The following is a 23716-nucleotide window of genomic DNA, read 5'->3' as shown; positions in this document are numbered from 1 at the left end:
TCCCTATCAGCCAAGGAAGCCAACACCATGAGCACTAGCGCAGCACAGCAAAAGAGCAAAGAGAATGGCGAATACAGCATTCTCGACAGCATCATCGCCGAAACCCGCCTGACGCCGGACGACGAAGCCTACGACATCGCCAAGCGCGGCGTGTCGGCGTTCATCGAAGAGCTGCTCAAGCCGCAGAACAACGGTGAGCCGGTCAAGAAGGCCATGGTCGACCGCATGATCGCCGAGATCGATGCCAAGCTCAGCCGCCAGATGGACGAAATCCTGCACCACCCGGACTTCCAGTCCCTGGAATCCTCGTGGCGCGGCCTGCAGTTGCTGGTTGATCGCACCAACTTCCGCGAAAACATCAAGATCGAAATCCTCAACGTCTCGAAAGAAGACCTGCTGGACGATTTCGAAGATTCGCCGGAAGTGATGCAGTCGGGCCTGTACAAGCACATCTACACCGCTGAATACGGTCAGTTCGGTGGTCAGCCAGTCGGCGCGATCATCGCTAACTACTACATGTCCCCGAGCTCGCCGGACGTGAAACTGATGCAGTACGTGTCCAGCGTTGCCTGCATGTCCCACGCGCCGTTCATCGCGGCTGCCGGCCCGAAATTCTTCGGCCTGGAAAGCTTCACCGGCCTGCCGGACCTGAAGGATCTGAAAGATCACTTCGAAGGCCCGCAATTCGCCAAATGGCAGAGCTTCCGTGAGTCGGAAGACTCCCGTTATGTTGGCCTGACCGTGCCGCGTTTCTTGCTGCGTAACCCGTACGACCCGGAAGAAAACCCGGTCAAATCGTTCGTGTACAAAGAAACCGTCGCCAACAGCCACGAGCACTACCTGTGGGGCAACACCGCCTACGCGTTCGGCACCAAGCTGACCGACAGCTTCGCCAAATTCCGCTGGTGCCCGAACATCATCGGCCCGCAGAGCGGTGGCGCGGTTGAAGACCTGCCGTTGCACCATTTCGAAAGCATGGGCGAAATCGAAACCAAGATTCCTACGGAAGTCCTGGTCAGCGACCGTCGTGAATACGAACTGGCCGAGGAAGGCTTCATCTCCCTGACCATGCGCAAAGGCTCCGACAACGCGGCGTTCTTCTCCGCGAGCTCGGTGCAGAAGCCGAAGTTCTTCGGCATCAGCGCAGAAGGCAAGGCTGCAGAGCTGAACTACAAGCTCGGCACCCAACTGCCGTACATGATGATCGTCAACCGCCTGGCTCACTACTTGAAAGTGCTGCAGCGCGAGCAACTCGGTTCGTGGAAAGAACGTACCGACCTCGAGCTGGAACTCAACAAGTGGATCCGCCAGTACGTGGCCGACCAGGAAAACCCGAGCGCCGAAGTGCGTGGCCGTCGTCCGCTGCGTGCAGCCCAAATCATCGTCAGCGATGTTGAAGGCGAGCCTGGCTGGTACCGCGTCAGCCTGAACGTGCGTCCGCACTTCAAGTACATGGGTGCCGATTTCACCCTGTCGCTGGTTGGCAAGCTGGATAAAGAGTAAGCGGAGCTAACTCATGACTGGATACGGCAGCCTTTTCGAACGCCTGGGTGGCGACGCGGAAAAACGCGTCGGTTGGAGCCGCGAGGTCTCCGCCATGGCGTCCGTGGCTGCCCATCTGGCCAAGATGCTCAGCACCCGTGCGGGCAGCGTGCAAACGCTGTCCGATTACGGGCTACCCGATCTCAATGACATGCGTCTGAGCCTGCACGACTCCCTGAGTCAGGCCCGTCTGGCCATCGAAAATTTCATCGAAGCCTACGAGCCGCGCCTGAGCAATGTGCGTGTCATCTCCCTGCCGCGTGATCACGATCAGCTTCGTCTGTCCTTCAGCATCGAAGGCCTGCTGGAAGTTGATGGTTTCAAGCGTCAGGTCAGTTTCGCCGCGCGCCTGGATGGCAGCGGTCAAGTGAAGGTCAACTAAGGAGATCCGTATGCCTGGCAAACCCGCAGCACGTGTATCCGACCCGACCGCTTGCCCGCTCCCCGGCCACGGCACCAACCCGATCGCCGCCGGTTCCGGCGACGTGTTCTTCGACGGCCTCGCGGCCGCCCGCCAAGGTGATGCCTCGGCGTGTGGTGGTGCGATGGTCGGCGGGTTGGCGACGACGGTTTTGATTAACGGTAAACCGGCGGCCACGGTGGATTCCGTCGGGACCCATGGCAACAAGGTTACGGCGGGTTCCGGGACGGTGATTATCGGAAGTGAGCAAGCGCTAGCGTACATGTGCTGATGAAGGCCGGCAGGGATGAGCTCGATGTTCAGGTGGACAGTTTTTTTGGCGTGCGGCGTTTCATTCACGGCTTGCGCCGCACAACGGGTCTACCGAAACGATGTGTATTTCCTGAACACCTGCGGCATACCGCTGGAGCTGTCGCTGGTCCATGACTCCAACTACGACGACCAGCCGCGCCGCTTCACGTTGGGCCCGGGTGAGCGCCGCTCCATCGCCAACTACAGGTCGGCAGGGAAGGATGTTTCGGGGCAGATAAGCGCCCGGTACAGCCTGGTGATCAAAACCGCCAGCGCCGTCAAAACCATTGATGCGCAGACGTTGCGCACGGCGTTGGCGAGGGTGGAGAAGGTCGAAGACAACGCAGTACGTGCATGGACGATTGAAGACCGCTCGTTCTGTCCTGCCGAGGCATTGCAGTGATCTGACTAAAGCGCTTTCGATGGTGATGGGATTTCTGGCCTGCATCGCCAGTATTTTTGGTGGTTTCCCGGATGAATTTTTACAGGATGAAAGGGAAGAGGGATTTTGGGTGATTGATCGTGGCGAAGAATCGCGTGGCAGCGCTTGAATATGAATAGCCAACGAGTGATCGGGTTGGTCGTCCATGGGATGGCTTGCGTGCTCTATATCGTGATGAATGGCTTCGCCGTGCCGATCTATAAAAACCTGGTCGGCGGGCTGACCTCCCGTGGCGTCGCCATCGGCATGGGCATGTACCTGGTTTTTTACTTTTTCGTTTTCCTGAACCTCGTTTTGGTCTTCATCCCTCGCCTGGCCATCAAGTTTGGCGTGGCGATCTTCATGATGGTCTCGATCCTTGTTTATCTGCTGCCGCAATACCCTGTTCGCGCCATGGCGTATTGCGCGCTGGCGGGTGGTTTGACCGTTTCTGCAATTCTGGTGACACGTGCCCTCGATGTAGCGGTTACCCGTTGGCGTGCAACGCAGGGAGTGGCCAGGTTGTGAGGCGGCTATTCACATCGCTCGGCGCACTAGCCGTCGCAGCAGTGACGGTAATCCTGGCCTGGGCGACGCCAGTGTTTTCCAACGCCTTTATGTTGCTGATGGACCGGGTGAATTTCATTCCGCGTGAGTCATCGATCTGGACCTTCGAGCCCTACGAGATCAACCAGGGGTCGAGCAATTACTGGCTGTATGGCGAGGACGTGCACCGCTATTACTACTTCGCCTACACCCGCGAGGCGCCTTATCGGTCAATCGCCAAGCGCAATGATTGCGTGGGCTTTGACAAGCGCGATGTGCGCACCTGGTGTACGCCATGACGCGTTCGATGCAGGTGTGGAAATGGCTCAATCATGTGCTGAGCGCCATCGGTGTGCTGGCGATCATCGCGCTGGTGACGCTGTTCATCTCGCTCCGTCCCTCCAACCCTTCAACGCCAGTGCTGCCGGGTCACCCCGATGCGGTATGGCGCGGGGCGCAGGATGGCGGTTTTTTCATCGAGATCACCCAGTCCAATCCGCCGGATTATTTCGTGCAGGTGCGGTATGAGCATGGCGATATCTACAGCGAAGGTTGGGTCCGGTTTCAAACCCCGGACGGTAAGCCGTTGACGATGGCGCGGGTCAACAGCGCCGATGACGGATACGTCTATATCGATTCGTATCTGCCGATGACAGCGAACAAAGAAGGGGCTCGTCCATGAACCTTCTCCCCTTCGTGGCGTCTGTGTTGGCGGTGGGTTGCCTGTTGTTGGCCGGCTGCACGACTCAACTGACGTACATCTACGAAGTTGACCTATTGAATACCTGCGGCGTGCCGCTGCAGATCGAATCGCAGAACGCCAGCAACTGGTTGCCGCTGATGGAGCCGCGCGTCCTGGCACCGGGCAAGCAGTACGCCGTGGCCAGTTATTTGTCTTACGACGAAGAGGGCGACATACGGGTAGATGACAACTTCTCGCTGACCGTCAAAGGATCTGAACAAACGCGTCTCTTCAGTGCGCACGACATACGCAACGCCCTGCTTGGCATCAAGCATGAGCGCGATGGCGGTCGACGTATCTGGACACTCAAGGATGGAGTCTTTTGCCCATGATCAACGTATCGGACGAGATGCGTGGTTGCCCGAAGTACGTGGCCGACAGCAATCTGTTCGGCGGCATGAACACCCTTGGCCGAATGCTAATCAGCGTATTGATCCACGGCCTCGGCTGTGTGGCTTACGCGATCCTGAATGACGCGGTCGTGCATGCCTATAAAGCATTCAACGGTGGTTTCACCACCCGTGGCGTCGCAATCGGCGGGGCCAGCTACGCACTCTTTTATATCTTTGTGGCGGTCAATCTGATCGTCGCGTTGCTTCCGAACCTGTTGGCCAAGCTGCTGTTGCTGAGCGTGATGGTGGGTTTCATCCTGCTCTGGATGATGCCCGAGAATCCGCTGCGCGCGTTGTTCTACGGCGTGGCCCAGGGTTGCGTCACGTTCATGGCGATTCTGACGACGCAGGTCATCGAATTGCGTTGGGCCCAGAGAACCTGGAATCGCCGCATCGGCCAAAACCCGCCCGTAGGTGTCTGCCAGTGATAAGTCTGAGCCGTCGCCTATTTCTGGGCGCTGCCCTTTGGGTGCCGATTGTCGCGCTGGTGGCTCTGATGATCCTGGATTGGGACGCGGGCAACTCACTGACACCAGACTGGAAGCAGTTCGTGATGATTCACGTCCTCTCGTTCGGCGTCCCGGCCTATATCGCTTTTGCCGCTTGGCAAACGCGAGCGCTGAACAAAGTAGCCGAACAGCAGGTCCTGAAGAAAATCCTGTGCGCGCCGCTGACGTTCATTCCTTTTTACGCGGCGCCATGGGTGATCGGCGGGCTGGGGCTTTTGCTTTTTGGGCAACTTGCCGGGCTCGGATTGATGGTTATGTGGGTGGCGATGTTGCCTTACCTGCTGGTCGCCGGTTACGTCATTTCCGTGCTGACGGCCGCGCTCTACTGGACGTTTTATTCATGAGATTTCATACCAGGCAGGTAACCCGTGTCCTTTAACCACTACTACCAAAGCGAGCTCACCGCACTTCGCCAGTTGGGTCGTCGATTCGCCGAGCGTAGCCCGGCGTTGGCGCCTTTCCTGGGTCAGGCCGGGCGGGATCCGGACGTGGAGCGGTTGCTCGAGGGCTTCGCCTTCCTGACCGGGCGCCTGCGCCAGAAGCTCGATGACGAGTTGCCGGAACTCAGCCATTCGCTGATGCACCTGTTGTGGCCTAACTACATGCGGCCGCTGCCGGCGTTCAGCATTTTGCAGTTCGACCCGCTGAAGCGTTCGGGTCCTGCGTTGATGGTCGAGCGCGATACGCCGGTGGAAAGCGTGCCGATCGACGACGTGCGCTGCCGCTTCCGCACCTGCTACCCAACTGAAGTCTTGCCGCTGGATTTGGCCGCGTTGAATTACTCGGTGAAGGGCGACGGTTCGTTGTTGAGCCTGCGTCTGGAAATGAGCGCCGACGGTCACCTCGGCGAGTTGGAGCTGAGTCGCTTGCGCCTGCACTTTGCCGGCGAGCGCTACATCAGCCAAATGCTCTACCTGAGCCTGCTGCGCAACCTGGAAGGCATCGAGCTGATCCCGCTGGATGGCGCCGGCAAGCCAATCAAAGGCGTCAACGGCATGCCGATGGCGTTCAAGATGCCCGGCGACCGCGTGCAGCCGGTGGGTTTTGCCGAAGAAGAAGCGTTGATCCCGTATCCGCTGAACACCTTCCGTGGCTACCGCTACTTGCAGGAATATTTCGCCTTCCAGGACAAATTCCTGTTCGTCGATATCAACGGTCTGGACCTGCTCAAGGCCCTGCCGGAAGACACCCTCAAGCAAGTGCGCGGCCTCGAATTGCGCTTCGACATTCGCAAGAGCGGCATCCAGCGCCTGCGTCCGACCCTGGACAACGTGAAGCTCTACTGCACGCCCATCGTGAACCTGTTCAAGCACGATGCACTGCCGATCCGCCTCGACGGCAAACAGGATGAATACCTGCTGCTGCCGGCGGAATTCGATCTGGAAAACTGCGGCGTATTCTCCGTCGAAACGGTAACGGGCTGGAAGCCGGGCGGTCTCGGTTATCAGGAATACGTGCCGTTCGAATCCTTCGAGCACGACCCGAGTTTCGACGTGCCCAACAGCCGTCCGCACTACAGCATCCGCCAGCGTTCGTCTTCGTTGCACGACGGCCTCGACACCTACCTGAGCTTCGGCATCCGCCACACCGAAGCCCACGAAACCCTGTCGATCGAGCTGATGTGCACTAACCAGAACCTGCCGCGCAAGCTCAAGCTCGGCGACATCAGCCAGGCCTGCGAAGAGACGCCGGAGTTCCTGAGTTTCCGCAACATCACCCCGGCCACGCCGAGCTACGCGCCACCGCTGAACCGTGACTTCCTCTGGAAGCTGATCAGCAACATGTCGCTTAACTATTTATCCCTGGCCGACGTCAACGCGTTGAAGGTGATTCTCGAAACCTACGACTTGCCGCGCTACTACGACCAACACGCTGAAAAAGTCAGCAAACGCCTGCTGGGCGGGCTCAAGTCGATCAAGCACCAGCACGTCGACAGATTGCACCGAGGGTTGCCGGTACGCGGGTTGCGCACCGAGCTGACCATCGACCCGGAAGGGTATATCGGCGAGGGCGACCTGTTCGTTTTTGCTTCGGTTCTTAACGAGTTTTTCGCGCTTTACGCCAGTCTCAATTCGTACCACGAGTTGCGCGTAAAAAGCACACAGGGAGAGGTGTACCAATGGACACCACGTATGGGCCTTCAGCCGCTGCTTTAAGCGGACTGACCCGAGGAATACGCGAGTACTCGCTGTTTCAGGCCGTGCTGCTGGTGGTTGACCGGCTGCGCGAGGCCCACCCGCACCTGAGCCAGGACGATTTGTACGACCAGCTGGAATTCCAGGCCAACCCGAGTCTGGGTTTCCCTGGCAGTGACGTTGATCGCGTGGAGTTTTTCACCGAGCACGGGCACCTGCGCGCGCGTATGCGTTTCAACCTGATCGGCCTGGTCGGTTCCGGTTCGCCGCTGCCGGCGTTCTACGGCGAACAAGCCCTGGGCGACAGCGAAGACGGCAACCCGACGCGTCACTTCCTCGACCTGTTCCACCATCGCCTGCAACGGCTGATGCTGCCGATCTGGCGCAAGTACCGCTACCGCGCGAGCTTCGAGAGCGGCGCGCTTGATCCGTTCTCCGCGCAGTTGTTTGCGCTGATTGGCCTGGGCGGCGAAGAGATCCGCAAGGCCCAGGAACTGAACTGGAAACGCCTGCTGCCATACCTCGGCCTGCTCAGCTTGCGGGCGCACTCGGCGGCACTGATCGAAGCGGTGCTGCGTTACTACTTCAAGCACGCTGAACTGACCATCGAGCAGTGCATCGAGCGTCGTGTGGAAATCCTCGACGAGCAGCGCAATCGTTTGGGTCGCGCCAACAGCATGCTCGGTGAAGACCTGGTGCTCGGCGAACACGTCCGCGACCGCAGCGGCAAATTCCGGATTCACATCCGCGAACTCGACTGGCTGCGCTTTCACGAATTCCTGCCGATCGGTTTCGGCTACCAGCCGCTGTGCGCGCTGGTGCGGTTCACCCTGCGTGACCCGCTTGATTACGACATTCGCCTGGTGCTGCGCCAGGAAGAAATCCGCGAACTGCGAATCGGTGAGCAGAACGCCTGTCGCCTGGGATGGACCAGTTGGCTCGGCCGCGAAAAAGCGGACGGCGTGGTAACCCTGGGCAGCAAAATTCATTAAGGACAGATGACCAATGAGCAACGTAGACCTGCAACAACTGATTCAGGCGCTGGACGCCGAAACCCGTCGCGACCTGGAAAGCTCGGCCGAGCGCTGCGTCGCCCGTGGCGGCAGCAAAATTCTCGTCGAAGACCTGCTGCTGGGCTTGCTGGAGCGCCCGAATGGCCTGCTCGCACGCGCGCTGCAAGATGCCGAAGTGGACGCCGGCGAACTGAGCGCCGCGTTGCAATCGCGGGTCGAGCACAGCGCTTCGCGCAACCCGGTGTTTGCCCCGGAACTGGTGCAATGGCTGCAAGACGCCTTGCTGGTGGCCAACCTTGAACTGGGCCAGACCCAGGTCGAACAAGCGGCGCTGATCCTCGCCCTGTTGCGCAACCCGATGCGCTACGCCGGTAGCCGCTACCAGGCGTTGCTGGCCAAACTGAACATCGAGCGCCTGAAAGAATTTGCCCTGTCGCAGAAAGAGCAACCGGCCACTGGCAAATCCGCCGTGCAGGGTGAATCCCTGCTGGAGCGCTTCACTCACAACCTAACCCAACAGGCCCGCGACGGCAAACTCGACCCGGTGCTGTGCCGCGATGGCGCGATTCGCCAGATGGTCGACATCCTCGCCCGTCGTCGCAAAAACAACCCGATCGTGGTCGGTGAAGCCGGCGTCGGTAAAACTGCCATCGTCGAAGGCCTGGCCTCGCGCATCGCCGCCGGTGAAGTGCCGCAAGTCTTGAAAGGCGTTGAATTGCTGTCGCTGGACATGGGCCTGTTGCAGGCTGGCGCCAGCGTCAAAGGTGAATTCGAGCGTCGCCTCAAAGGCGTGATCGACGAGGTCAAAGCCTCGCCAAAACCGATCATCCTGTTCATCGACGAAGCCCACACCCTGATCGGCGCGGGCGGCAATGCCGGCGGTTCCGACGCGGCCAACCTGCTCAAGCCAGCCCTGGCGCGTGGCGAGTTGCGCACCATCGCCGCCACCACTTGGGCGGAGTACAAGAAATACTTCGAAAAAGACCCGGCCCTGGCCCGTCGTTTCCAACCGGTGCAACTGCACGAACCGACCGTCAGCGAAGCGGTGACCATCCTGCGTGGCCTGGCCCAGGTCTACGAGAAGAGCCACGGCATCTACCTGCGCGATGACGCGGTGGTCGCCGCTGCCGAATTGTCGGCGCGTTACCTCGCCGGTCGCCAACTGCCGGACAAAGCCGTCGACGTGCTCGACACCGCGTGCGCCCGCGTACGCATCAGCCTCGCCGCCGCCCCGGAAAGCCTGGAGCGCCTGCGTGGCGAACTGGCTGAAGGTGGCCGTCAGCGTACGGCCCTGCGTCGCGATGCCGAGGCTGGTTTGCTGATCGATCACGAAGCGCTGGATGCGTTGGAAGCGCGTCTGGAAGCAGCCGAAGACGAAAGCGTTGCCCTGGAAGCCCTCTGGACCGAACAGAAAGAACTCGCCGAGCGCCTGCTGGACCTGCGTCAGCAATTGGCCAAGGCCCGGGTCGCCGTAGCCGTCGAGCCAACCGTCACGGTTGAAGAAGACGCCGAAGGCACCGTGATCGAAACCCTCGAAGTGCCTGTCGACGAAACCCAAACTGTCGAAGCGCTGGAAGCCGCACTCAACGAAACCCACAAAACCCTGACGGCGCTGCAAGTCAAAGAACGTCTGGTGAGCTTCGAAGTCTGCCCGCGTCTGGTGGCTGAAGTGATCAGCGCCTGGACCGGCGTGCCACTCGCGCAATTGGCCCGTGAGCACAACGCCAAGGTTGCGAGCTTCGCCACCGACCTGCGCGTGCGCATCCGTGGTCAGGAACAAGCGGTTCACGCGCTGGATCGCTCGATGCGCGCCACGGCTGCCGGCCTGAACAAACCGGATGCGCCGGTCGGTGTGTTCCTGCTGGTTGGCCCGAGCGGCGTCGGCAAGACCGAAACCGCGTTGGCCCTCGCCGACTTGCTGTACGGCGGTGATCGTTTTATCACCACCATCAACATGTCCGAGTTCCAGGAGAAGCACACCGTCTCGCGCCTGATCGGTGCACCGCCGGGCTACGTTGGTTATGGCGAGGGCGGCATGCTCACCGAAGCCGTGCGCCAGAAGCCGTACTCCGTCGTGCTGCTCGATGAAGTCGAAAAAGCCGACCCGGACGTGCTCAACCTGTTCTACCAAATCTTCGACAAAGGCGTGGCCAACGACGGGGAAGGGCGCGAGATCGACTTCCGCAACACATTGATCCTGATGACCTCGAACCTGGGCAGCGACCTGATCGCCGAACTCTGCGAAAACGGCGAGCGGCCGAGCGCCGAAGTCCTCGAAGAAACCATCCGCCCGGTGCTGAGCAAGCACTTCAAACCGGCACTGTTGGCGCGGATGCGCGTGATTCCTTACTTCCCGGTCGGCGGCCCGGTGCTGCGCGAGCTGATCGAGATCAAACTCGGTCGTTTGGGCGAGCGCCTGAACCGTCGTCAACTGGAGTTCACCTGGTGCCAGAACCTCGTCGATCACCTGTCCGAGCGTTGCACCCAAAGCGACAGCGGCGCGCGCCTGATCGACCACTTGCTGGACCTGCACGTGCTGCCGCTGGTGGCCGACCGCTTGCTCGATGCGATGGCCACCGGTGAAAGCCTCAAGCGCGTTCACGCAACGCTCGATGGCAACGCCAGCGTGATCTGCGAGTTTGCCTGAGGTGGGTGTGATGTTCACTCAAGTGCCGCAACCACTGGTCTACGCCGAAGCCTTGCTGGCGCAATTCGCCAGCCTGTCGCGGGCGGCGGACGGTGCTGCGCTGCTGGGTGACTTCGTGCGTGGCCTGGCCGAACTCAGCGGTTGCGAGTTGACCCAGTTGTACCTGCTGGACGCGACTCATACGTGTCTGGGGATGAACGCCGAGTGCCTCAACGGCATTCTGCAACCCCGGGAAGCGGAGAGCCTGCCGGCGGATTTCAACGGCGAACAACTGCTGCAGTTTGCCCTGTGCCAGAACCGCGTGGTGTGCCTCGGTGAATTGAGCGGCAGCCTGCACGAAACCAGTTTCCTGCCGCCCCAGGTCAAGCCCTGGCAATCGCTGCTGTGCGTGCCACTGGTCAATCAGCAGAAAGCCGTCGAGGGCTTGTTGCTGTGCGCGAGCCACCGGCATATCGACCTGCAAGGTTTTGCTGATTCCCTCGGGCAACTGGGGTCGTTCGTGCTTGGCCAATTGCATCTGCTGCAACGGTTGCGCCGGCCGGTGGGCCAGTCATTGCCGACACCGGCCAGCGTTCCGAGCGTCAGTGGCTATGGGCTGATCGGCAAGAGTTCGGCCATGCGCCAGACGTATTCGCTGATCAGCAAAGTCCTGCACAGCCCGTACACCGTGCTGCTGCGCGGCGAAACCGGCACCGGCAAGGAAGTCGTGGCCCGGGCGATCCACGATTGCGGCCCGCGCCGCTCCCAGGCGTTCATCGTGCAGAACTGCGCGGCGTTCCCCGAGAACCTGCTGGAAAGCGAACTGTTCGGCTATCGCAAAGGCGCCTTCACTGGCGCGGATCGCGACCGCGCGGGGCTGTTCGACGCGGCCAATGGCGGCACGTTGTTGCTCGATGAAATCGGCGACATGCCGTTGTCCCTGCAAGCCAAGCTGTTGCGGGTATTGCAGGAAGGTGAGATCCGCCCGTTGGGCTCCAATGACACGCACAAGATCGACGTGCGCATCATCGCCGCGACGCACCGGGATTTGGCGGTGCTGGTCAGCGAAGGTAAATTCCGCGAGGACTTGTACTACCGCCTCGCGCAATTCCCGATCGAGTTGCCGGCCCTGCGTCAGCGCGAAGGCGACATTCTCGATCTGGCCCGGCACTTCGCGGAAAAGGCTTGCTCGTTCTTGCAACGGGACGCGGTGCGTTGGTCCGATGCGGCGCTGGATCACCTGGCCGGCTACAACTACCCCGGCAACGTACGGGAACTCAAAGGCTTGGTCGAACGCGCGGTGCTGTTGTGCGAGGGCGGTGAGTTACTGGCCGAGCATTTTTCCCTGCGCATGGAAGCCATGCCGGAAGACACCAGCGGCCTGAACCTGCGCGAACGCCTGGAGCAAGTCGAACGCAGCCTGCTGGTCGATTGCCTGCGCAAAAACGACGGCAACCAGACCCTCGCCGCCCGCGAACTCGGACTGCCACGCCGCACCCTGCTGTACCGCCTCGGGCGCCTGAATATCAATTTGGGTGATTTCGATGGGTAGGCAAACGACCTTCGATTTCACCTCATTCGCTTCTAACAGCGCCGCCCGAAAGGGTCGGCGCTTTGTGCTTTGTCTACCCATGGAGACCCTCTGATGTCTGTTCGTCACTGGCAAGCCGTCCTGCTGACCCTCGTCGTTCTATGCGGCCTCGGCGGCTGCAGCGGCAATTACAAATTCAACGACAACACCTATCGCCCATTGGGTGATCCGCAGGCGGTCAATCGCGGCAAGTGACCGCAAGGAGCATCATCATGGAACTGGTTTTCGAAATGCTGAACACCAAGCAGTTCGTGCCCACGGATTTGTGCCAGAAGACCTTCAAACAGGCTGGCGGCGTGATTGGCCGGGGTGAGGATTGCGACTGGATCATTCCGGACCGCAAGCGTCACCTGTCCAACCACCACGCGTTGATCAGCTACCGCGAAGGCACGTTTTACCTGACCGATACCAGCAGCAACGGTATCCAGGACAGCGAAAGCGGCGCACGCCTGCGCAAGGGCGAAGCCATGCGCATCGAACACGGCAGCGTGTACGTGCTGGGTGACTTCGAGATCCGTGCGCGACTGGTGCGCGACCCGGCGACCTTCGACGTTGAAGTCGGCCGTCCGCAGGCGGCGGGCAGCATCATTCCTGATGATGCTTTCCTCGACCTCGACCCGCTGAACGCCCTCGATCAGCAAGAGCGCGTTTACTCGGAAATCGACGAGTTGATCTCCCCGCGCGCGGCGCCTGAAGACACCCGTCAACGCGCCGACTACGCACGCATCGACATGGAAAGCCTGATGGTCCCGGAGCTGATCGAAGCCCCGGCCGAACCTGCGCCAGCCCCGCCGCCGAAAGCCGTCGAGCGCCAGAGCGAAGGTTTCTGGGAGCACTTCGGTGCCGCCCTCGGCGTGGACCTCAAGGGCCTTGATCACGACGCCCGCGAAGCCCTGGCACTGAACGCCGCGCGCCTGCTCAAGCAAAGCGTCGGCGGTTTGCAGCAGAGCCTGCGCACTCGCAGCGAGTTGAAAAACGAACTGCGACTGGCCCAAACGATCGTTCAGGGCACCAACAAAAACCCGCTGCGCTTTGCGGTGGATGCTGGTGAGGCGCTGGGCATTTTGCTGCAGCCGAACAAGCCGGGGCAGTTGCCGGCCGAGCAGGCAATCGCCCGTTCGTTCCGCGATTTGCAGGCGCACCAAGTGGCCTTGCTGACCGCCAGTCGCGCAGCGGTTCGCGGCACGCTGGAGCACTTCTCGCCCGAGCAGTTGACCTTGCGTTTCGAGCGCGACAACAAGCCGATCCTGGCCACTTCCGGCAGCCGCTGGAGAGCTTACGGTCGTTATCACCAGGCCCTGCGTCAGGACGATGACTGGAGCGAGCGCCTGCTGGCCCGCGACTTCGCCCAGGCCTACGAAGAACAGATCCGCCTGATTTCCTCCCTTCACAACGACCACCAAGGGTGATGCGCATGTCTCGCTGCTCGACCGCTTTTTTCAAGACGCTGACAGCGCTCACAGCCCTGGTGCTGCTGGCCGGCTGCTCGTCGCTGTCGCCGTACTCCCATGTGACAAAACTCAACCTCAAGCTGACCGCCAGCGATCAACTGAACCCGGACCTTAACGGTCGTCCGTCGCCAATCGTCGTGCGCCTGTTCGAACTCAAGCACCCGGTGGCCTTCGAGAACGCTGACTTCTTCAGCCTGTACGAGCGCGCCAAGGAATCCCTGGCCCCGGACATGGTGGCCACCGAAGAACTGGAGCTGCGTCCGGGCGAAACCGTCGAGCTCAAGCTCAGCGTGGAGGAGGGCAGCCGCTACGTTGGCGTCCTCGCCGCCTACCGCGACCTGCCGGAAACCAAGTGGCGCTACACGGTGCAAGTCACCCCGGTGGAAGTCACCGAGGCTGACCTGACACTCGACCAGTCCGGCATCCGCAACACCAATGAAACGCTCGCCAAGGCGGTTGACTGATCATGAACTCCCATAAAGTCATTTGGCAGGAAGGCATGCTGCTGCGTCCGCAGCACTTCCAGCACAACGATCGCTACTACGAACACCAGATGAAGACCCGCACCCAGTTGCTGGGCAGCTACACCTGGGGCTTCCTGAACCTGGACATCGACTTGCAGTTCCTCAACATGGGCAAACTGGTGATCAGCCAGGCCTCGGGGATTTTGCCGGACGGCAGCCTGTTCGAACTGGGCGGCAACACCGAGCCGTTGGCCCTGGACGTACCGCCGAACACGGGCAATACGCCAATCTACCTGGCGCTGCCGCTGGTCACCGGCAACCACATCGAAGCCCGTCGCCCGGAGCAATCCGACGTGCTGGCGCGCTACACCGCGTATGAATCGGAAGTCGCTGACTCCAACGCGGGCGATGATTCGTCCAGCCAGGTCAGCTGCGCACGCCCGGACTTCAAACTGTTGCTCGGCGAGCAGCAGAGCGACCAGGCCTACGTGAAACTGAAGGTCTGCGAAGTGCTCGACACCACGCCGGACGGCGTGATCAGCCTCGACCCGGACTTCGTGCCGACCTACATCCAGGCGCATTCCTCCAGCTACTTGCTGTCATGTCTCAAGGAAGTGATCAGCATGCTCGGCCACCGGGGCGACACCATCGCCGACCGGATCCGTTCCAACGGCAAGGTCGGTGGCGCTGAAGTCGGCGACTTCATGATGCTGCAACTGATCAACCGCACCGAACTGCTGCTGCGTCACTACCTCGGGCTGGAGCAGGTTCACCCGGAAGAGTTGTACCGCGCGTTGCTGACCATGCTTGGCGAACTGGCGACGTTCTCCAGCGACAGCAAACGCCCGCGCCTGGACAGCCGTTACCAGCACAGCGACCAGGGCGCGAGCTTCCGCAAACTGATGGAAGCGATTCGTCAGGTGCTGTCGATGGTGCTCGAACAGCACGCCATCGAACTGGTGCTGCAAGCGCGTCAGTACGGGATCATCGTGTCGCCGTTGCACGACCACAAACTGCTGGGCTCGGCGTCGTTCGTGCTCGCGGCCAGTGCCAACTGCGATTCCGAAGAACTGCGCCACCGCTTGCCGGCGCACCTCAAGGTCGGCCCGGTGGAGCGCATCCGCCAACTGGTCAACCTGCATCTGCCTGGCATCAAGGTCAAACCGTTGCCGGTGGCCCCGCGGCAGATCGCGTTCCACTCCAACAAAACCTATTTCATCCTCGAACTCAGTTCCGAAGACCTGGCACAACTCGAGCGCTCCGGCGGCTTCGCGTTCCACGTGTCCGGCGAATTTGCCGAGCTTGAACTGAAATTCTGGGCCATCAGGAACTGACCGACATGATCAAGGACACGGAATATAACCAGGACGACAAAACCGTCCTGCTCGACCGCCAGGGCCACGGCCCGGCGCAGAGTCCACTGACAGACTTCGCCGCACCGCCGCGTTTCGAACAGCTCGAAGAACGCATGATCTACGCCGCACGCTTGCGTCCGGCCGAAGCGTTCAACATCAGTCTCAATTCGCTGGTGGCCGCAGGCTCTGACCTGTTGTCGGAAGTGGTTCGCCTCAAGCACAGCGACACACGTGAAGACATGTACGCGCTCAACGAGCGACTGACCTCCGCGCTGAAGCTGTTTGAAGTGCGCGCGCTGCACAACGGCGCCGAAAGCAGCCAGGTGATGGCCGCCCGTTACGTGCTCTGCACCGTGGTCGACGAAGCCGTCGTGACCACGCCGTGGGGCAACGAAAGCGAGTGGTCGCAGATGAGCCTGCTCAGCAGCTTCCACAACGAAACCTTCGGCGGCGAGAAGTTTTTCCAGCTGTTGGATCGCCTGTCGAAAAACCCGGTCAAGCACCTGCCGATGCTGGAGCTGATGTACCTGTGCCTGTCCCTGGGCTTCGAAGGCAAATACCGGGTGCAAGCCCGCGGCATGCTCGAACTCGAAGGCATCCGCGACGCCTTGTATCGCCAGATTCGTCAACTGCGCGGCGACGTGCCTCGCGAACTGTCGCCGCATTGGGAAGGCTTGAACGATCAGCGCCGCAGCCTGGTGCGCATCGTGCCGGCGTGGATGGTGGTGCTGTTCACGTTGGTGTGCCTGGTGGTGATGTATTCGGGTTTCGCCTGGGTACTGGGCGAGCAACGCGAAACCGTTCTGCAACCTTATCAGCAGCTAGATCCGGCCGCGGTCCAGCCGCAGTCGCAGCCGTAAACAGGGACGTGTGATGAAAAAGTTTTTCAAGAAAGTCGGCGCATTCTTGCGCAAGACCTGGGTCTGGACCCTGCTGGTGGTGTTGTTCCTCGCGCTGCTGGTGTGGTTCGTCGGGCCGCTGCTGGCCGTTGATGACTACAAGTTCTGGGAAGGTTCGACCTCCCGCCTGCTGACCATCAGTGTGCTGTTCCTGATCTGGGGCCTGACCATGGTCTTCGTCAGCTGGCGCGCGGGTGTTCGCAAGAAAGCCATCGAAGACACCGAAGACGGCCAGGATCGTATCCGCCGTGAAGAGCTGATCGACGAAGAGCAGAAAGAACTGAAGGTGCGTTTCAAGGACGCGCTGAAAACCCTCAAGACTTCGAGCCTGTATCGCGGTCGCAGTGAGCGCTGGCGCAGTGATTTGCCCTGGTACTTGCTGATCGGTCCACAGGGCAGCGGCAAGACCAGTCTGCTGGACTTCTCGGGCCTTGAGTTTCCGATCAACAAGATCGACCGCAAACTCACTCGCGACACCCTCGGCACCCGTCATTGCGACTGGTACTTCGCCGACCACGGCGTACTGATCGACACCGCTGGCCGTTACCTGACCCAGCCGGATGCCGAAGTCGATGGCAGCGCCTGGAGCACCTTGCTCGACCTGCTGCGCAAACGTCGCCGCAACCGTCCGTTGAACGGCGTACTGGTGACCATTCCGGTGGAAACCCTGCTGGGCGGCAGCGAGCAAGACCTCGACACCCTGGCGCGCCAGGTCCGTGCGCGGTTGCAGGATGTGCATCAAAAGCTGCACGTCGATGTGCCGGTTTACCTGGTGTTGAGCAAGGCTGATCGCCTGCTCGGTTTCGACGAGTTCTTCGATCAACTGACCCGCGAAGAAAGCGATCAGGTGCTCGGCACCAGTTTCCGCAAAGAGCAAAGCGGCACCGACGTGGCGGTATTGCGCGCCGAGTTCGAAGAGCTGCTGCGTCGCCTGAACAGCCAAGTGATCATGCGCATGCACCAGGAGCGCGACACCCAGCGCCGTGGCCGCATCCTCGACTTCCCGCATCAACTGGGGCAGATCGGCGAGCGCCTGTGCCTGTTCGTCGACATGGCGTTCACCGGCAACCGCTATCAGCGTGTCAGCCAGTTGCGCGGTTTCTACCTGACCAGCGCACCGCACCTGACCCAAGAGATGGACCAGACCACCGCCGGCATCGGCGCCAATCTGGGCATCAACTCTGGCGTGCTGCCAACCCTGCGCAGCGGTCGTTCGCGCTTTATTCACCATTTGCTCAGCCGCGTGATTTTCCCGGAAGCCGATCTGGCCGGCCTGGACAAGCGCGAACGCAGCCGCATCCACTGGGGCCAGCGTGCCTTGTACGTGGGCGCATTGGCGGCGCTGGCGCTGTTCGGCATGCTCTGGGCTGGCGGTTTCTCCGCTAACTACGAGCGTCTGGAAAACCTGCGGACCCTGGCACAAAACTGGACGCAATCACGCTCGGCACTGACCCCGCGTGATGATTCCATGGCGGTACTGAAAACCCTCGACAGCAGCTACGCGGCGACTCAGGTGTTCCCGAAAAAGGGCGACGTGAGTTACCACGAACGTGGAGGTCTGTATCAGGGCGAAGAGTCTAACCCGGTGGTCAAGGCCGCCTACGAGCGTGAGCTTCAAGCGCAGCTGTTGCCACGGGTCGCGACCCTGCTTGAAGGGCAGATCCGCGCCAACATGCAGGACCGCGAGCGCTTGCTCAACAGCCTGCGTGCGTACCTGATGCTGAACATGAAGGATCGCCGCGACGCCGGTTGGCTCAAGGATTGGGTCGCCACCGAGTGGTCCCAGCGTTACACCGGCAACACCGCGGTGCAGAACGGCTTGAACACGCACTTCGAGCGTTTGCTGGAGCAGCCGTTTATCTACCCGCTGAACGATCAACTGGTGGCCCAGGCGCGTCAGGTCTTGCGTAGCGAGTCCTTGGCGAACGTGGTTTACCGGATGCTCCGCGAGCAGGCCCGCAACCTGCCGGAATACCGTTTGAGCCAACATATGGGGCCGCAGGCTTCGTTGTTTGTCGGTACTGACTATGTGATCCCGGGGTTCTACACCCAACAGGGTTATCAGCAGTACTTCTCGGTGCAGGGCGCTACGCTGGTCAGCGATATGCTGCGTGACAACTGGGTACTGGGCGAAGGCTCGGGCATCAGCGGCATGGACTTGCGTCGCCTGATGGTCGAACTGGAACAACTGTATTTCCGCGACTACGCCAACTTCTGGAGCGAAGCCGTGGGCCAAGTTGCCTTGCCGGCGATCAGCGACTTCAGCGAGGGCGCCGAGCAACTGGCGGGCCTGACCTCGGCCAACTCCCCAGTCCTGCAACTGCTGGTGGAAGTGCGCGAGAACACCCGGTTCCCGGCAGATGCCGAGCCGGTTGATCAAGCAGCCGATGCGGCTGGCGCGCTGGCCGATCAAAAAGGCAAGTTGGGCAAGGTTGGCAAACTGGCGTCCGCCGTAGCGGACAAGGCGTCCGACATGGCCGCCGCCAAGAACCTGCCGGACACCGCGAAGAAATCCCTGCAACGGCGCTTCGAACCACTGCACCGTCTGCTGGATGACAACAACGGCCCGGCCGCTGATCTGACCCCGGCCCTGACCGCGCTCAACGACCTGCAGCTGCAAGTCGCGAGCCTGGCCCGTGCCAGTTCGCCAGAGCAGGCTGCTTTTGAAATGGCCAAGACTCGCATGGGCGGCCAGCGCGATGCGCTGAGCAACCTGCGCAATGCGTCCAACCGTTTGCCACGTCCGGTCAGTGTCTGGTTCAACGTGTTGGCCGAAGACACCTGGCGTCTGGTGCTCAACGATTCCTACCAGTACCTGAACCAGCGCTACCAGAGCGAGCTGTACGGTTTCTATGGCAAGGCGATCAACAAGCGTTATCCGTTCAGCGCCCACAGCACCAGTGATGTCGCGATCAGCGACTTCCGCGAGTTCTTCAAGGCCCAGGGCATCGTCGATCGCTTCTTCGACACCTACATGCGTCCCTTCGTCAGCGGCGATCCGGGCAACTACCGCATGCGCAGCGTCGATGGTCACAGCCTGCCGATCTCCAAGGTCTACCTCGACCAGATGGCCGCGGCGCAAACCATTCGCCAGAGCTTCTTCGCCGAGAACCCGGCCGAGCCGCAAGTGCAATTCAAACTGGAGCCGTACACCCTCGACCCGGCCGTCAGCCGTTCAGAGTTCAAGTTTGGCGACAAGACCATGGAGTACCGTCACGGCCCGATCCTGCCGATGGCGTTCAAATGGCCGACCGATGCTGAAGACGGTCGCACCAGCCTGGTCCTCGACAAAATGGTCGGTCGCCCGATCGGCATTGAGAAGAACACCGGCCCATGGTCGCTGTTCCGTCTGTTCGACTTGATGCAGACCGAGTACCTGAACGGTCGCGACGTGCTGGTCTTGAAAGCGGACGTGGGTGGCCTGCGCGCCAACTACCTGCTGTCGAGCCAACGCACGCCGAACCCGTTCGACATGGGCGTGCTGCGTACCTTCCGTATGCCGGTGCAACTCTGATGCTGGTTGCCAGTCCCTGGCGCAGCGCTGCGCGTACCGATCCGGGCAAGGTTCGGGCGCGCAACGAAGATGCTTTCCTCGACGCTCCACAGCACGGGCTGTGGGTGGTCGCGGACGGCATGGGCGGTCATCAGGGTGGCGATATCGCCAGCCAGTTGATCGTCGCCAGCCTGGCGGAATTGCCGGTGCAGGAAGACTTCGACGAACGACTCAAAGGCATTCGCCAGTGCTTGCACTGGATCAACCGCCGCTTGGGCCAGGAGTTGACCGTCACCGCCGGGCGCCACGACAGCATCATGGGCAGCACCGTGGTGGCGCTGCTGGTGGAAGGCAGTCGCGCGGCCTGCATCTGGGCCGGCGACAGCCGTTGCTATATGTGGCGTGGCCAGCGCTTGTATCAGCTGTCCAAGGACCATTCGCTGCAACAGCAACTGATCGACGAGCAAAACATGAGTGTCGAAGACGCCCGCGCCCATCCATCGGCTCATGCCCTGACCCGTGCGGTCGGGGCGGCCGATGTGCTGACGCTGGACGTGCTCGAACTTGAGGTTTATCCCGGCGATACGTTCCTGTTGTGCAGCGACGGTTTGTACCAAGGGCTCAGCAGCGATGCCCTGGGCAACGCCCTGAGCCTGACCGCGCCGCACGTTGCGCTGGAGCGTCTGTTCGACGGCGCTTTGCGTGGCTCGGCTCGGGACAACCTGACTGCCGTGGTGATCCGCCAATGACTGAACTCATGCGACCGATCGACGACCTGCTGGTGAGCGAAGAGCAGGACAACAACCTGACCTACTTTGCGTTCGCCAAGCCCAATCCGGCTTCACCCGCGCTGGCGCCGACCCGGGCCAGCGTCGGCGAATTGCCCGACGTGCTGGCGGGCCGTTACCGCATCGAGCGCCTGCTCGGTGCCGGTGGCATGGGCGCGGTTTACCGCGCACGGGACTTGCTGAGCGAACAGTTCGGCGATCCCGACCCTTACATCGCGCTGAAAATCCTCAGCGAAGAATTTGCCGAATCGCCGGACGCCAGTGCCTTGCTCTACAGCGAGTTCGCCCTGACCCGACGCTTGCGCCACGACAACGTGCTGCGCTTTCACACCTTTGAAGTCGACACCGACTGCCAGCGTGCCTTCATCACCATGGAACTCATGCGTGGGCTGACCCTGGACAAATTACTCTGCGAGCGGCCCCTGGGCCTGCCGTGGAAAGAACTGCGTGACATCGCGCTGCCGCTGCTCGACGCGCTGGCCTACGCCCACGCTCGCGGCGTGCTGCACGGTGACATGAAACCGAGCAACGTGATGCTCAGCGAAGAAGGCGTGCGCCTGTTCGACTTCGGCCTCGGCCAGGCCGAAGAGGGCATCCTGCCCGGCCTGCCGCACCTGAGCCGCAGCCGCTTCAACGCCTGGACCCCCGGCTACGCCGCCCCGGAACTGCTCGAAGGCCAACCGCTGACCGCAAGCGCTGACGTTTACGGCGTGGCTTGCGTGCTCTACGAACTGGCCGGCGGCAAACACCCGTTCCGCCGCTTGCCTTCGACCCAGGCCCGCGACGAACGCCTGGAGCGCGAACTGCACGCCCCCCGCAATCTACCCAAACACTGCTGGCCAGCCTTGCGCAAAGCGCTGACCTTCAACGCGGCTGATCGAACCATCAGCGCCGCCCAATTACGTAGCGCCATGGGCGCCACTTCGTCTTTGCTGCAACGCATGCGACTGCGGGCGTAACGGATGACTACCGAACAGGGAGCAAACTATGTTCAACCCCGCTAACGAAACGCACTTCAGCCTCACCGTTGAAGACTACGTCGGCGACCTGCAAGTGTTGTCGTTCACTGGCACCGAAGGCATCAGCCAGCCGTATCGCTTCGACCTTGAGCTGGTCAGCGAAAACCCGGACCTGGACCTGGAAAAACTCCTGCACAAACAGGCCTTCCTCGCCCTCGATCCGCAAGGCTCCGGCATCCACGGCCAGATCTACCGCGTCGCCCAAGGCGATGCCGGCAAACGCCTGACCCGCTACAAAATCTCCCTGGTGCCGCAACTGCAATACCTGCACCACCGCACCAACCAGCGCATCTACCAGCAGATGTCGGCGCCGAAAATCATCGCGCTGATCCTCGACGAGCACGGCATCAAAGGCAACGCTTACAACTTCCAGTTGAGCGTCGTGTGCCCGGACCGCGATTACTGCGTGCAGTACGATGAAACCGACCTGCACTTTGTTCAGCGGTTGTGCGAGGAAGAAGGCATTCACTACCACTTCCAGCACAGCGAAAAAGCTCATTTGCTGGTATTCGGCGATGACCAGACCGTGTTCCCGAAACTCGGCCAGCCGACCGCGTATGTGCAGGGCAGTGGCATGGTTGCGGATGAGCCGGTGATCAAAGGCTTCAAGCTACGCCTGGAAACCCGCACCAGCCGCACGACCCGTCGCGATTACGACTTCGAAAAACCGCGCCTGCAACTGGAATCCGGCTACAAACCCGAAGGCGAAAGCACCGAACCGGACCTGGAAGACTACGACTACCCCGGCCGCTTCATCGACCGCGCGCGTGGCAAGTTCCTCAGCCAACGCGCCCTCGAACGCCATCGCGCCGACTACCAACAAGCCGAAGGATGGGGCGACCAGACACGTTTAATCAGCGGCCACTTCCTGGAAATGTCCGACCACCCGCGCACCGAGTGGAACGACCTCTGGCTACTCACCGAAATCTTCCACGAAGGCAAACAGCCGCAAGTCCTCGAAGAAGCGGTACCCAGCGACACCACCGACAACAAAGACGACTTCCACCAGGGCTACCGCAACCGCTTCCTCGCCACGCCGTGGGCCGTGTTCTACCGCCCAGCCCTGGAACACCCGAAACCCCGCGTCCTCGGCAGCCAAACGGCGATGGTCACCGGCCCCAAAGGTGAAGAAATCCACTGCGACCAATACGGCCGCATCAAAGTGCAATTCCACTGGGACCGCGAAGGCCAGGCCGACGACAAAACCAGCTGCTGGATGCGCGTCTCCTCAAGCTGGGCCGGCGACCGCTACGGCGCCATCGCCATCCCACGCATCGGCATGGAAGTCCTCGTCACCTTCCTCGAAGGCGACCCCGATCAACCGCTGGTGACCGGTTGCCTGTACCACAAGGAAAACCTCGTCCCCTACGAACTGCCGGCGAACAAAACCCGCACCGTGTTCAAAACCCTCAGCTCACCGGGGGGCGGTGGCTACAACGAACTGCGGATCGAAGACAAGAAAGGCGCGGAACAGATCTACCTGCATGCCCAGCGCGATTGGGATGAAAACATTGAGCACGATCAGAAGATTCGCGTGGGCAATGAACGTCACGACACGGTGGAGAAGAACACCTACACCGAGCTGAAGGCGGAAGAACATCGCACCACGATTTCGGATCGCAAGATTGAAACGCGGATGGATGACCACCTGACGATTGGGCAGAACCAGCATGTGAAGTTGGGGACTGCGCAGCTGACGAGTGTCGGGAAAGAGATACATCTGAAGGCTGGGGACAAGATTGTTATTGAGGCTGGGATGGAGCTCACGGTTAAGGCCGGGGGGAGTTTCATCAAGCTGGATGCTGGCGGGATTACGGTTGTTGGGCCCGTTATCAAAATCAACGCTGGTGGGTCGGCGGGAAGTGGGACCGGGATCGGGATTAAACCGCCGGTGCTGCCGGGGGCTGCGGATCAGGATAAGGCGGGGAGTTTGATGGATGAGGCGTTGATGAATGCGCCGCCGGAAAAACTGAAACCTACAGTCGATTACCCCTTCTCGCTATGAACGGAATAACAAG

Annotated in this window: 23 protein-coding genes and 1 pseudogene; all 24 read left to right on the top strand. The window is 61.1% G+C overall.

The window, feature by feature from the left end:
* Positions 1–27: 27 nt before the first annotated feature.
* Positions 28–1503 carry a type VI secretion system contractile sheath large subunit gene (tssC, locus tag LOY68_RS31380; protein WP_054048359.1) on the top strand — a complete coding sequence of 492 codons (1476 nt, stop codon included), beginning with the start codon at positions 28–30 and terminating at the stop codon, positions 1501–1503.
* A gap of 13 nt (positions 1504–1516) precedes the next feature.
* Positions 1517–1924 (top strand): type VI secretion system baseplate subunit TssE, encoded by a 408-nt coding sequence (tssE, locus tag LOY68_RS31375; RefSeq protein ID WP_054048360.1) that lies wholly within the window; start codon positions 1517–1519, stop codon positions 1922–1924.
* A gap of 10 nt (positions 1925–1934) precedes the next feature.
* Positions 1935–2216 (top strand): annotated as a pseudogene (locus tag LOY68_RS31370) (PAAR domain-containing protein); the annotation flags it as partial.
* 42 nt (positions 2217–2258) lie between these two features.
* The gene (locus tag LOY68_RS31365) at positions 2259–2657 is read left to right on the top strand and encodes a hypothetical protein (protein WP_265041834.1); all 399 of its coding nucleotides are present in this window, start codon (positions 2259–2261) and stop codon (positions 2655–2657) included.
* 19 nt (positions 2658–2676) lie between these two features.
* A complete protein-coding gene (locus LOY68_RS31360; protein ID WP_265041833.1) occupies positions 2677–2805 on the top strand; it encodes a hypothetical protein in 129 nt (42 codons plus the stop codon).
* 2 nt (positions 2806–2807) lie between these two features.
* Entirely contained in the window at positions 2808–3203 is a 396-nt protein-coding gene (locus tag LOY68_RS31355; RefSeq protein ID WP_265041831.1) for a hypothetical protein, read from the top strand.
* 41 nt (positions 3204–3244) lie between these two features.
* Positions 3245–3520, top strand: coding sequence for a hypothetical protein (locus tag LOY68_RS31350; RefSeq protein WP_265041829.1), 276 nt, complete (start codon positions 3245–3247; stop codon positions 3518–3520).
* Complete coding sequence (locus LOY68_RS31345; RefSeq protein WP_265041827.1) at positions 3517–3903, top strand: hypothetical protein; 387 nt, start codon at positions 3517–3519, stop codon at positions 3901–3903. The genes LOY68_RS31350 and LOY68_RS31345 overlap by 4 nt, the downstream gene beginning before the upstream one ends.
* Positions 3900–4295, top strand: a complete 396-nt coding sequence (locus tag LOY68_RS31340; RefSeq protein ID WP_265041826.1) for a hypothetical protein — start codon at positions 3900–3902, stop codon at positions 4293–4295. The genes LOY68_RS31345 and LOY68_RS31340 overlap by 4 nt, the downstream gene beginning before the upstream one ends.
* Positions 4292–4783, top strand: coding sequence for a hypothetical protein (locus tag LOY68_RS31335; protein WP_265041824.1), 492 nt, complete (start codon positions 4292–4294; stop codon positions 4781–4783). Before LOY68_RS31340 ends, LOY68_RS31335 begins: the two co-directional genes overlap by 4 nt.
* A gap of 68 nt (positions 4784–4851) precedes the next feature.
* Complete coding sequence (locus LOY68_RS31330; RefSeq protein WP_265041822.1) at positions 4852–5208, top strand: hypothetical protein; 357 nt, start codon at positions 4852–4854, stop codon at positions 5206–5208.
* Between the two features lie 24 nt (positions 5209–5232).
* Positions 5233–7020, top strand: coding sequence for a type VI secretion system baseplate subunit TssF (gene tssF / locus LOY68_RS31325; protein WP_163910625.1), 1788 nt, complete (start codon positions 5233–5235; stop codon positions 7018–7020).
* Complete coding sequence (gene tssG / locus LOY68_RS31320; RefSeq protein WP_054048373.1) at positions 6984–7991, top strand: type VI secretion system baseplate subunit TssG; 1008 nt, start codon at positions 6984–6986, stop codon at positions 7989–7991. Before tssF ends, tssG begins: the two co-directional genes overlap by 37 nt.
* 13 nt (positions 7992–8004) lie before the next feature.
* A complete protein-coding gene (gene tssH / locus LOY68_RS31315; RefSeq protein WP_265041819.1) occupies positions 8005–10659 on the top strand; it encodes a type VI secretion system ATPase TssH in 2655 nt (884 codons plus the stop codon).
* Between the two features lie 10 nt (positions 10660–10669).
* Positions 10670–12190, top strand: coding sequence for a sigma-54 interaction domain-containing protein (locus LOY68_RS31310; protein ID WP_054048376.1), 1521 nt, complete (start codon positions 10670–10672; stop codon positions 12188–12190).
* Between the two features lie 93 nt (positions 12191–12283).
* Positions 12284–12424, top strand: a complete 141-nt coding sequence (locus LOY68_RS31305) for a hypothetical protein (RefSeq protein ID WP_008030659.1) — start codon at positions 12284–12286, stop codon at positions 12422–12424.
* A gap of 17 nt (positions 12425–12441) precedes the next feature.
* On the top strand, positions 12442–13638 hold the full coding sequence (tagH, locus tag LOY68_RS31300; protein ID WP_054048378.1) for a type VI secretion system-associated FHA domain protein TagH: 1197 nt from the start codon (positions 12442–12444) through the stop codon (positions 13636–13638).
* A gap of 5 nt (positions 13639–13643) precedes the next feature.
* Positions 13644–14144: a type VI secretion system lipoprotein TssJ gene (gene tssJ / locus LOY68_RS31295; protein WP_054048380.1), complete on the top strand. Its 501-nt coding sequence runs from the start codon at positions 13644–13646 to the stop codon at positions 14142–14144.
* A 2-nt stretch (positions 14145–14146) separates the two neighbouring features.
* Complete coding sequence (gene tssK, locus LOY68_RS31290) at positions 14147–15478, top strand: type VI secretion system baseplate subunit TssK (protein ID WP_265041810.1); 1332 nt, start codon at positions 14147–14149, stop codon at positions 15476–15478.
* A 5-nt stretch (positions 15479–15483) separates the two neighbouring features.
* Positions 15484–16359, top strand: a complete 876-nt coding sequence (gene icmH, locus LOY68_RS31285; protein ID WP_054048383.1) for a type IVB secretion system protein IcmH/DotU — start codon at positions 15484–15486, stop codon at positions 16357–16359.
* Positions 16360–16372: 13 nt separating this feature from the next.
* Positions 16373–19912: a type VI secretion system membrane subunit TssM gene (gene tssM / locus LOY68_RS31280; protein WP_054048385.1), complete on the top strand. Its 3540-nt coding sequence runs from the start codon at positions 16373–16375 to the stop codon at positions 19910–19912.
* The gene (locus tag LOY68_RS31275) at positions 19912–20640 is read left to right on the top strand and encodes a PP2C family protein-serine/threonine phosphatase (RefSeq protein ID WP_054048387.1); all 729 of its coding nucleotides are present in this window, start codon (positions 19912–19914) and stop codon (positions 20638–20640) included. The genes tssM and LOY68_RS31275 overlap by 1 nt, the downstream gene beginning before the upstream one ends.
* A complete protein-coding gene (locus LOY68_RS31270; protein ID WP_265041806.1) occupies positions 20637–21638 on the top strand; it encodes a serine/threonine-protein kinase in 1002 nt (333 codons plus the stop codon). The genes LOY68_RS31275 and LOY68_RS31270 overlap by 4 nt, the downstream gene beginning before the upstream one ends.
* A gap of 28 nt (positions 21639–21666) precedes the next feature.
* The gene (gene tssI / locus LOY68_RS31265; RefSeq protein ID WP_265041804.1) at positions 21667–23703 is read left to right on the top strand and encodes a type VI secretion system tip protein TssI/VgrG; all 2037 of its coding nucleotides are present in this window, start codon (positions 21667–21669) and stop codon (positions 23701–23703) included.
* Positions 23704–23716: the final 13 nt, after the last annotated feature.

The sequence above is a fragment of the Pseudomonas sp. B21-053 genome, assembly GCF_026016365.1.
Lineage (GTDB): Bacteria > Pseudomonadota > Gammaproteobacteria > Pseudomonadales > Pseudomonadaceae > Aquipseudomonas > Aquipseudomonas nunensis.
Note: the sequence above shows the minus strand (reverse complement) of the source record. Positions and strands in the feature narration are given on the sequence as shown.

Excerpts from the sequence above, each read along its gene's own strand:
- tssC (WP_054048359.1), top strand. The coding sequence starts at position 28 with ATGAGCACTAGCGCAGCACAGCAAAAGAGCAAAGAGAATGGCGAATAC.
- tssE (WP_054048360.1), top strand. The coding sequence starts at position 1,517 with ATGACTGGATACGGCAGCCTTTTCGAACGCCTGGGTGGCGACGCGGAA.
- LOY68_RS31365 (WP_265041834.1), top strand. The coding sequence starts at position 2,259 with ATGTTCAGGTGGACAGTTTTTTTGGCGTGCGGCGTTTCATTCACGGCT.
- LOY68_RS31360 (WP_265041833.1), top strand. The coding sequence starts at position 2,677 with ATGGTGATGGGATTTCTGGCCTGCATCGCCAGTATTTTTGGTGGTTTC.
- LOY68_RS31355 (WP_265041831.1), top strand. The coding sequence starts at position 2,808 with ATGAATAGCCAACGAGTGATCGGGTTGGTCGTCCATGGGATGGCTTGC.
- LOY68_RS31345 (WP_265041827.1), top strand. The coding sequence starts at position 3,517 with ATGACGCGTTCGATGCAGGTGTGGAAATGGCTCAATCATGTGCTGAGC.
- LOY68_RS31340 (WP_265041826.1), top strand. The coding sequence starts at position 3,900 with ATGAACCTTCTCCCCTTCGTGGCGTCTGTGTTGGCGGTGGGTTGCCTG.
- LOY68_RS31335 (WP_265041824.1), top strand. The coding sequence starts at position 4,292 with ATGATCAACGTATCGGACGAGATGCGTGGTTGCCCGAAGTACGTGGCC.
- LOY68_RS31330 (WP_265041822.1), top strand. The coding sequence starts at position 4,852 with ATGATCCTGGATTGGGACGCGGGCAACTCACTGACACCAGACTGGAAG.
- tssG (WP_054048373.1), top strand. The coding sequence starts at position 6,984 with ATGGACACCACGTATGGGCCTTCAGCCGCTGCTTTAAGCGGACTGACC.
- tssH (WP_265041819.1), top strand. The coding sequence starts at position 8,005 with ATGAGCAACGTAGACCTGCAACAACTGATTCAGGCGCTGGACGCCGAA.
- LOY68_RS31310 (WP_054048376.1), top strand. The coding sequence starts at position 10,670 with ATGTTCACTCAAGTGCCGCAACCACTGGTCTACGCCGAAGCCTTGCTG.
- LOY68_RS31305 (WP_008030659.1), top strand. The coding sequence starts at position 12,284 with ATGTCTGTTCGTCACTGGCAAGCCGTCCTGCTGACCCTCGTCGTTCTA.
- tagH (WP_054048378.1), top strand. The coding sequence starts at position 12,442 with ATGGAACTGGTTTTCGAAATGCTGAACACCAAGCAGTTCGTGCCCACG.
- tssJ (WP_054048380.1), top strand. The coding sequence starts at position 13,644 with ATGTCTCGCTGCTCGACCGCTTTTTTCAAGACGCTGACAGCGCTCACA.
- tssK (WP_265041810.1), top strand. The coding sequence starts at position 14,147 with ATGAACTCCCATAAAGTCATTTGGCAGGAAGGCATGCTGCTGCGTCCG.
- icmH (WP_054048383.1), top strand. The coding sequence starts at position 15,484 with ATGATCAAGGACACGGAATATAACCAGGACGACAAAACCGTCCTGCTC.
- tssM (WP_054048385.1), top strand. The coding sequence starts at position 16,373 with ATGAAAAAGTTTTTCAAGAAAGTCGGCGCATTCTTGCGCAAGACCTGG.
- LOY68_RS31275 (WP_054048387.1), top strand. The coding sequence starts at position 19,912 with ATGCTGGTTGCCAGTCCCTGGCGCAGCGCTGCGCGTACCGATCCGGGC.
- LOY68_RS31270 (WP_265041806.1), top strand. The coding sequence starts at position 20,637 with ATGACTGAACTCATGCGACCGATCGACGACCTGCTGGTGAGCGAAGAG.
- tssI (WP_265041804.1), top strand. The coding sequence starts at position 21,667 with ATGTTCAACCCCGCTAACGAAACGCACTTCAGCCTCACCGTTGAAGAC.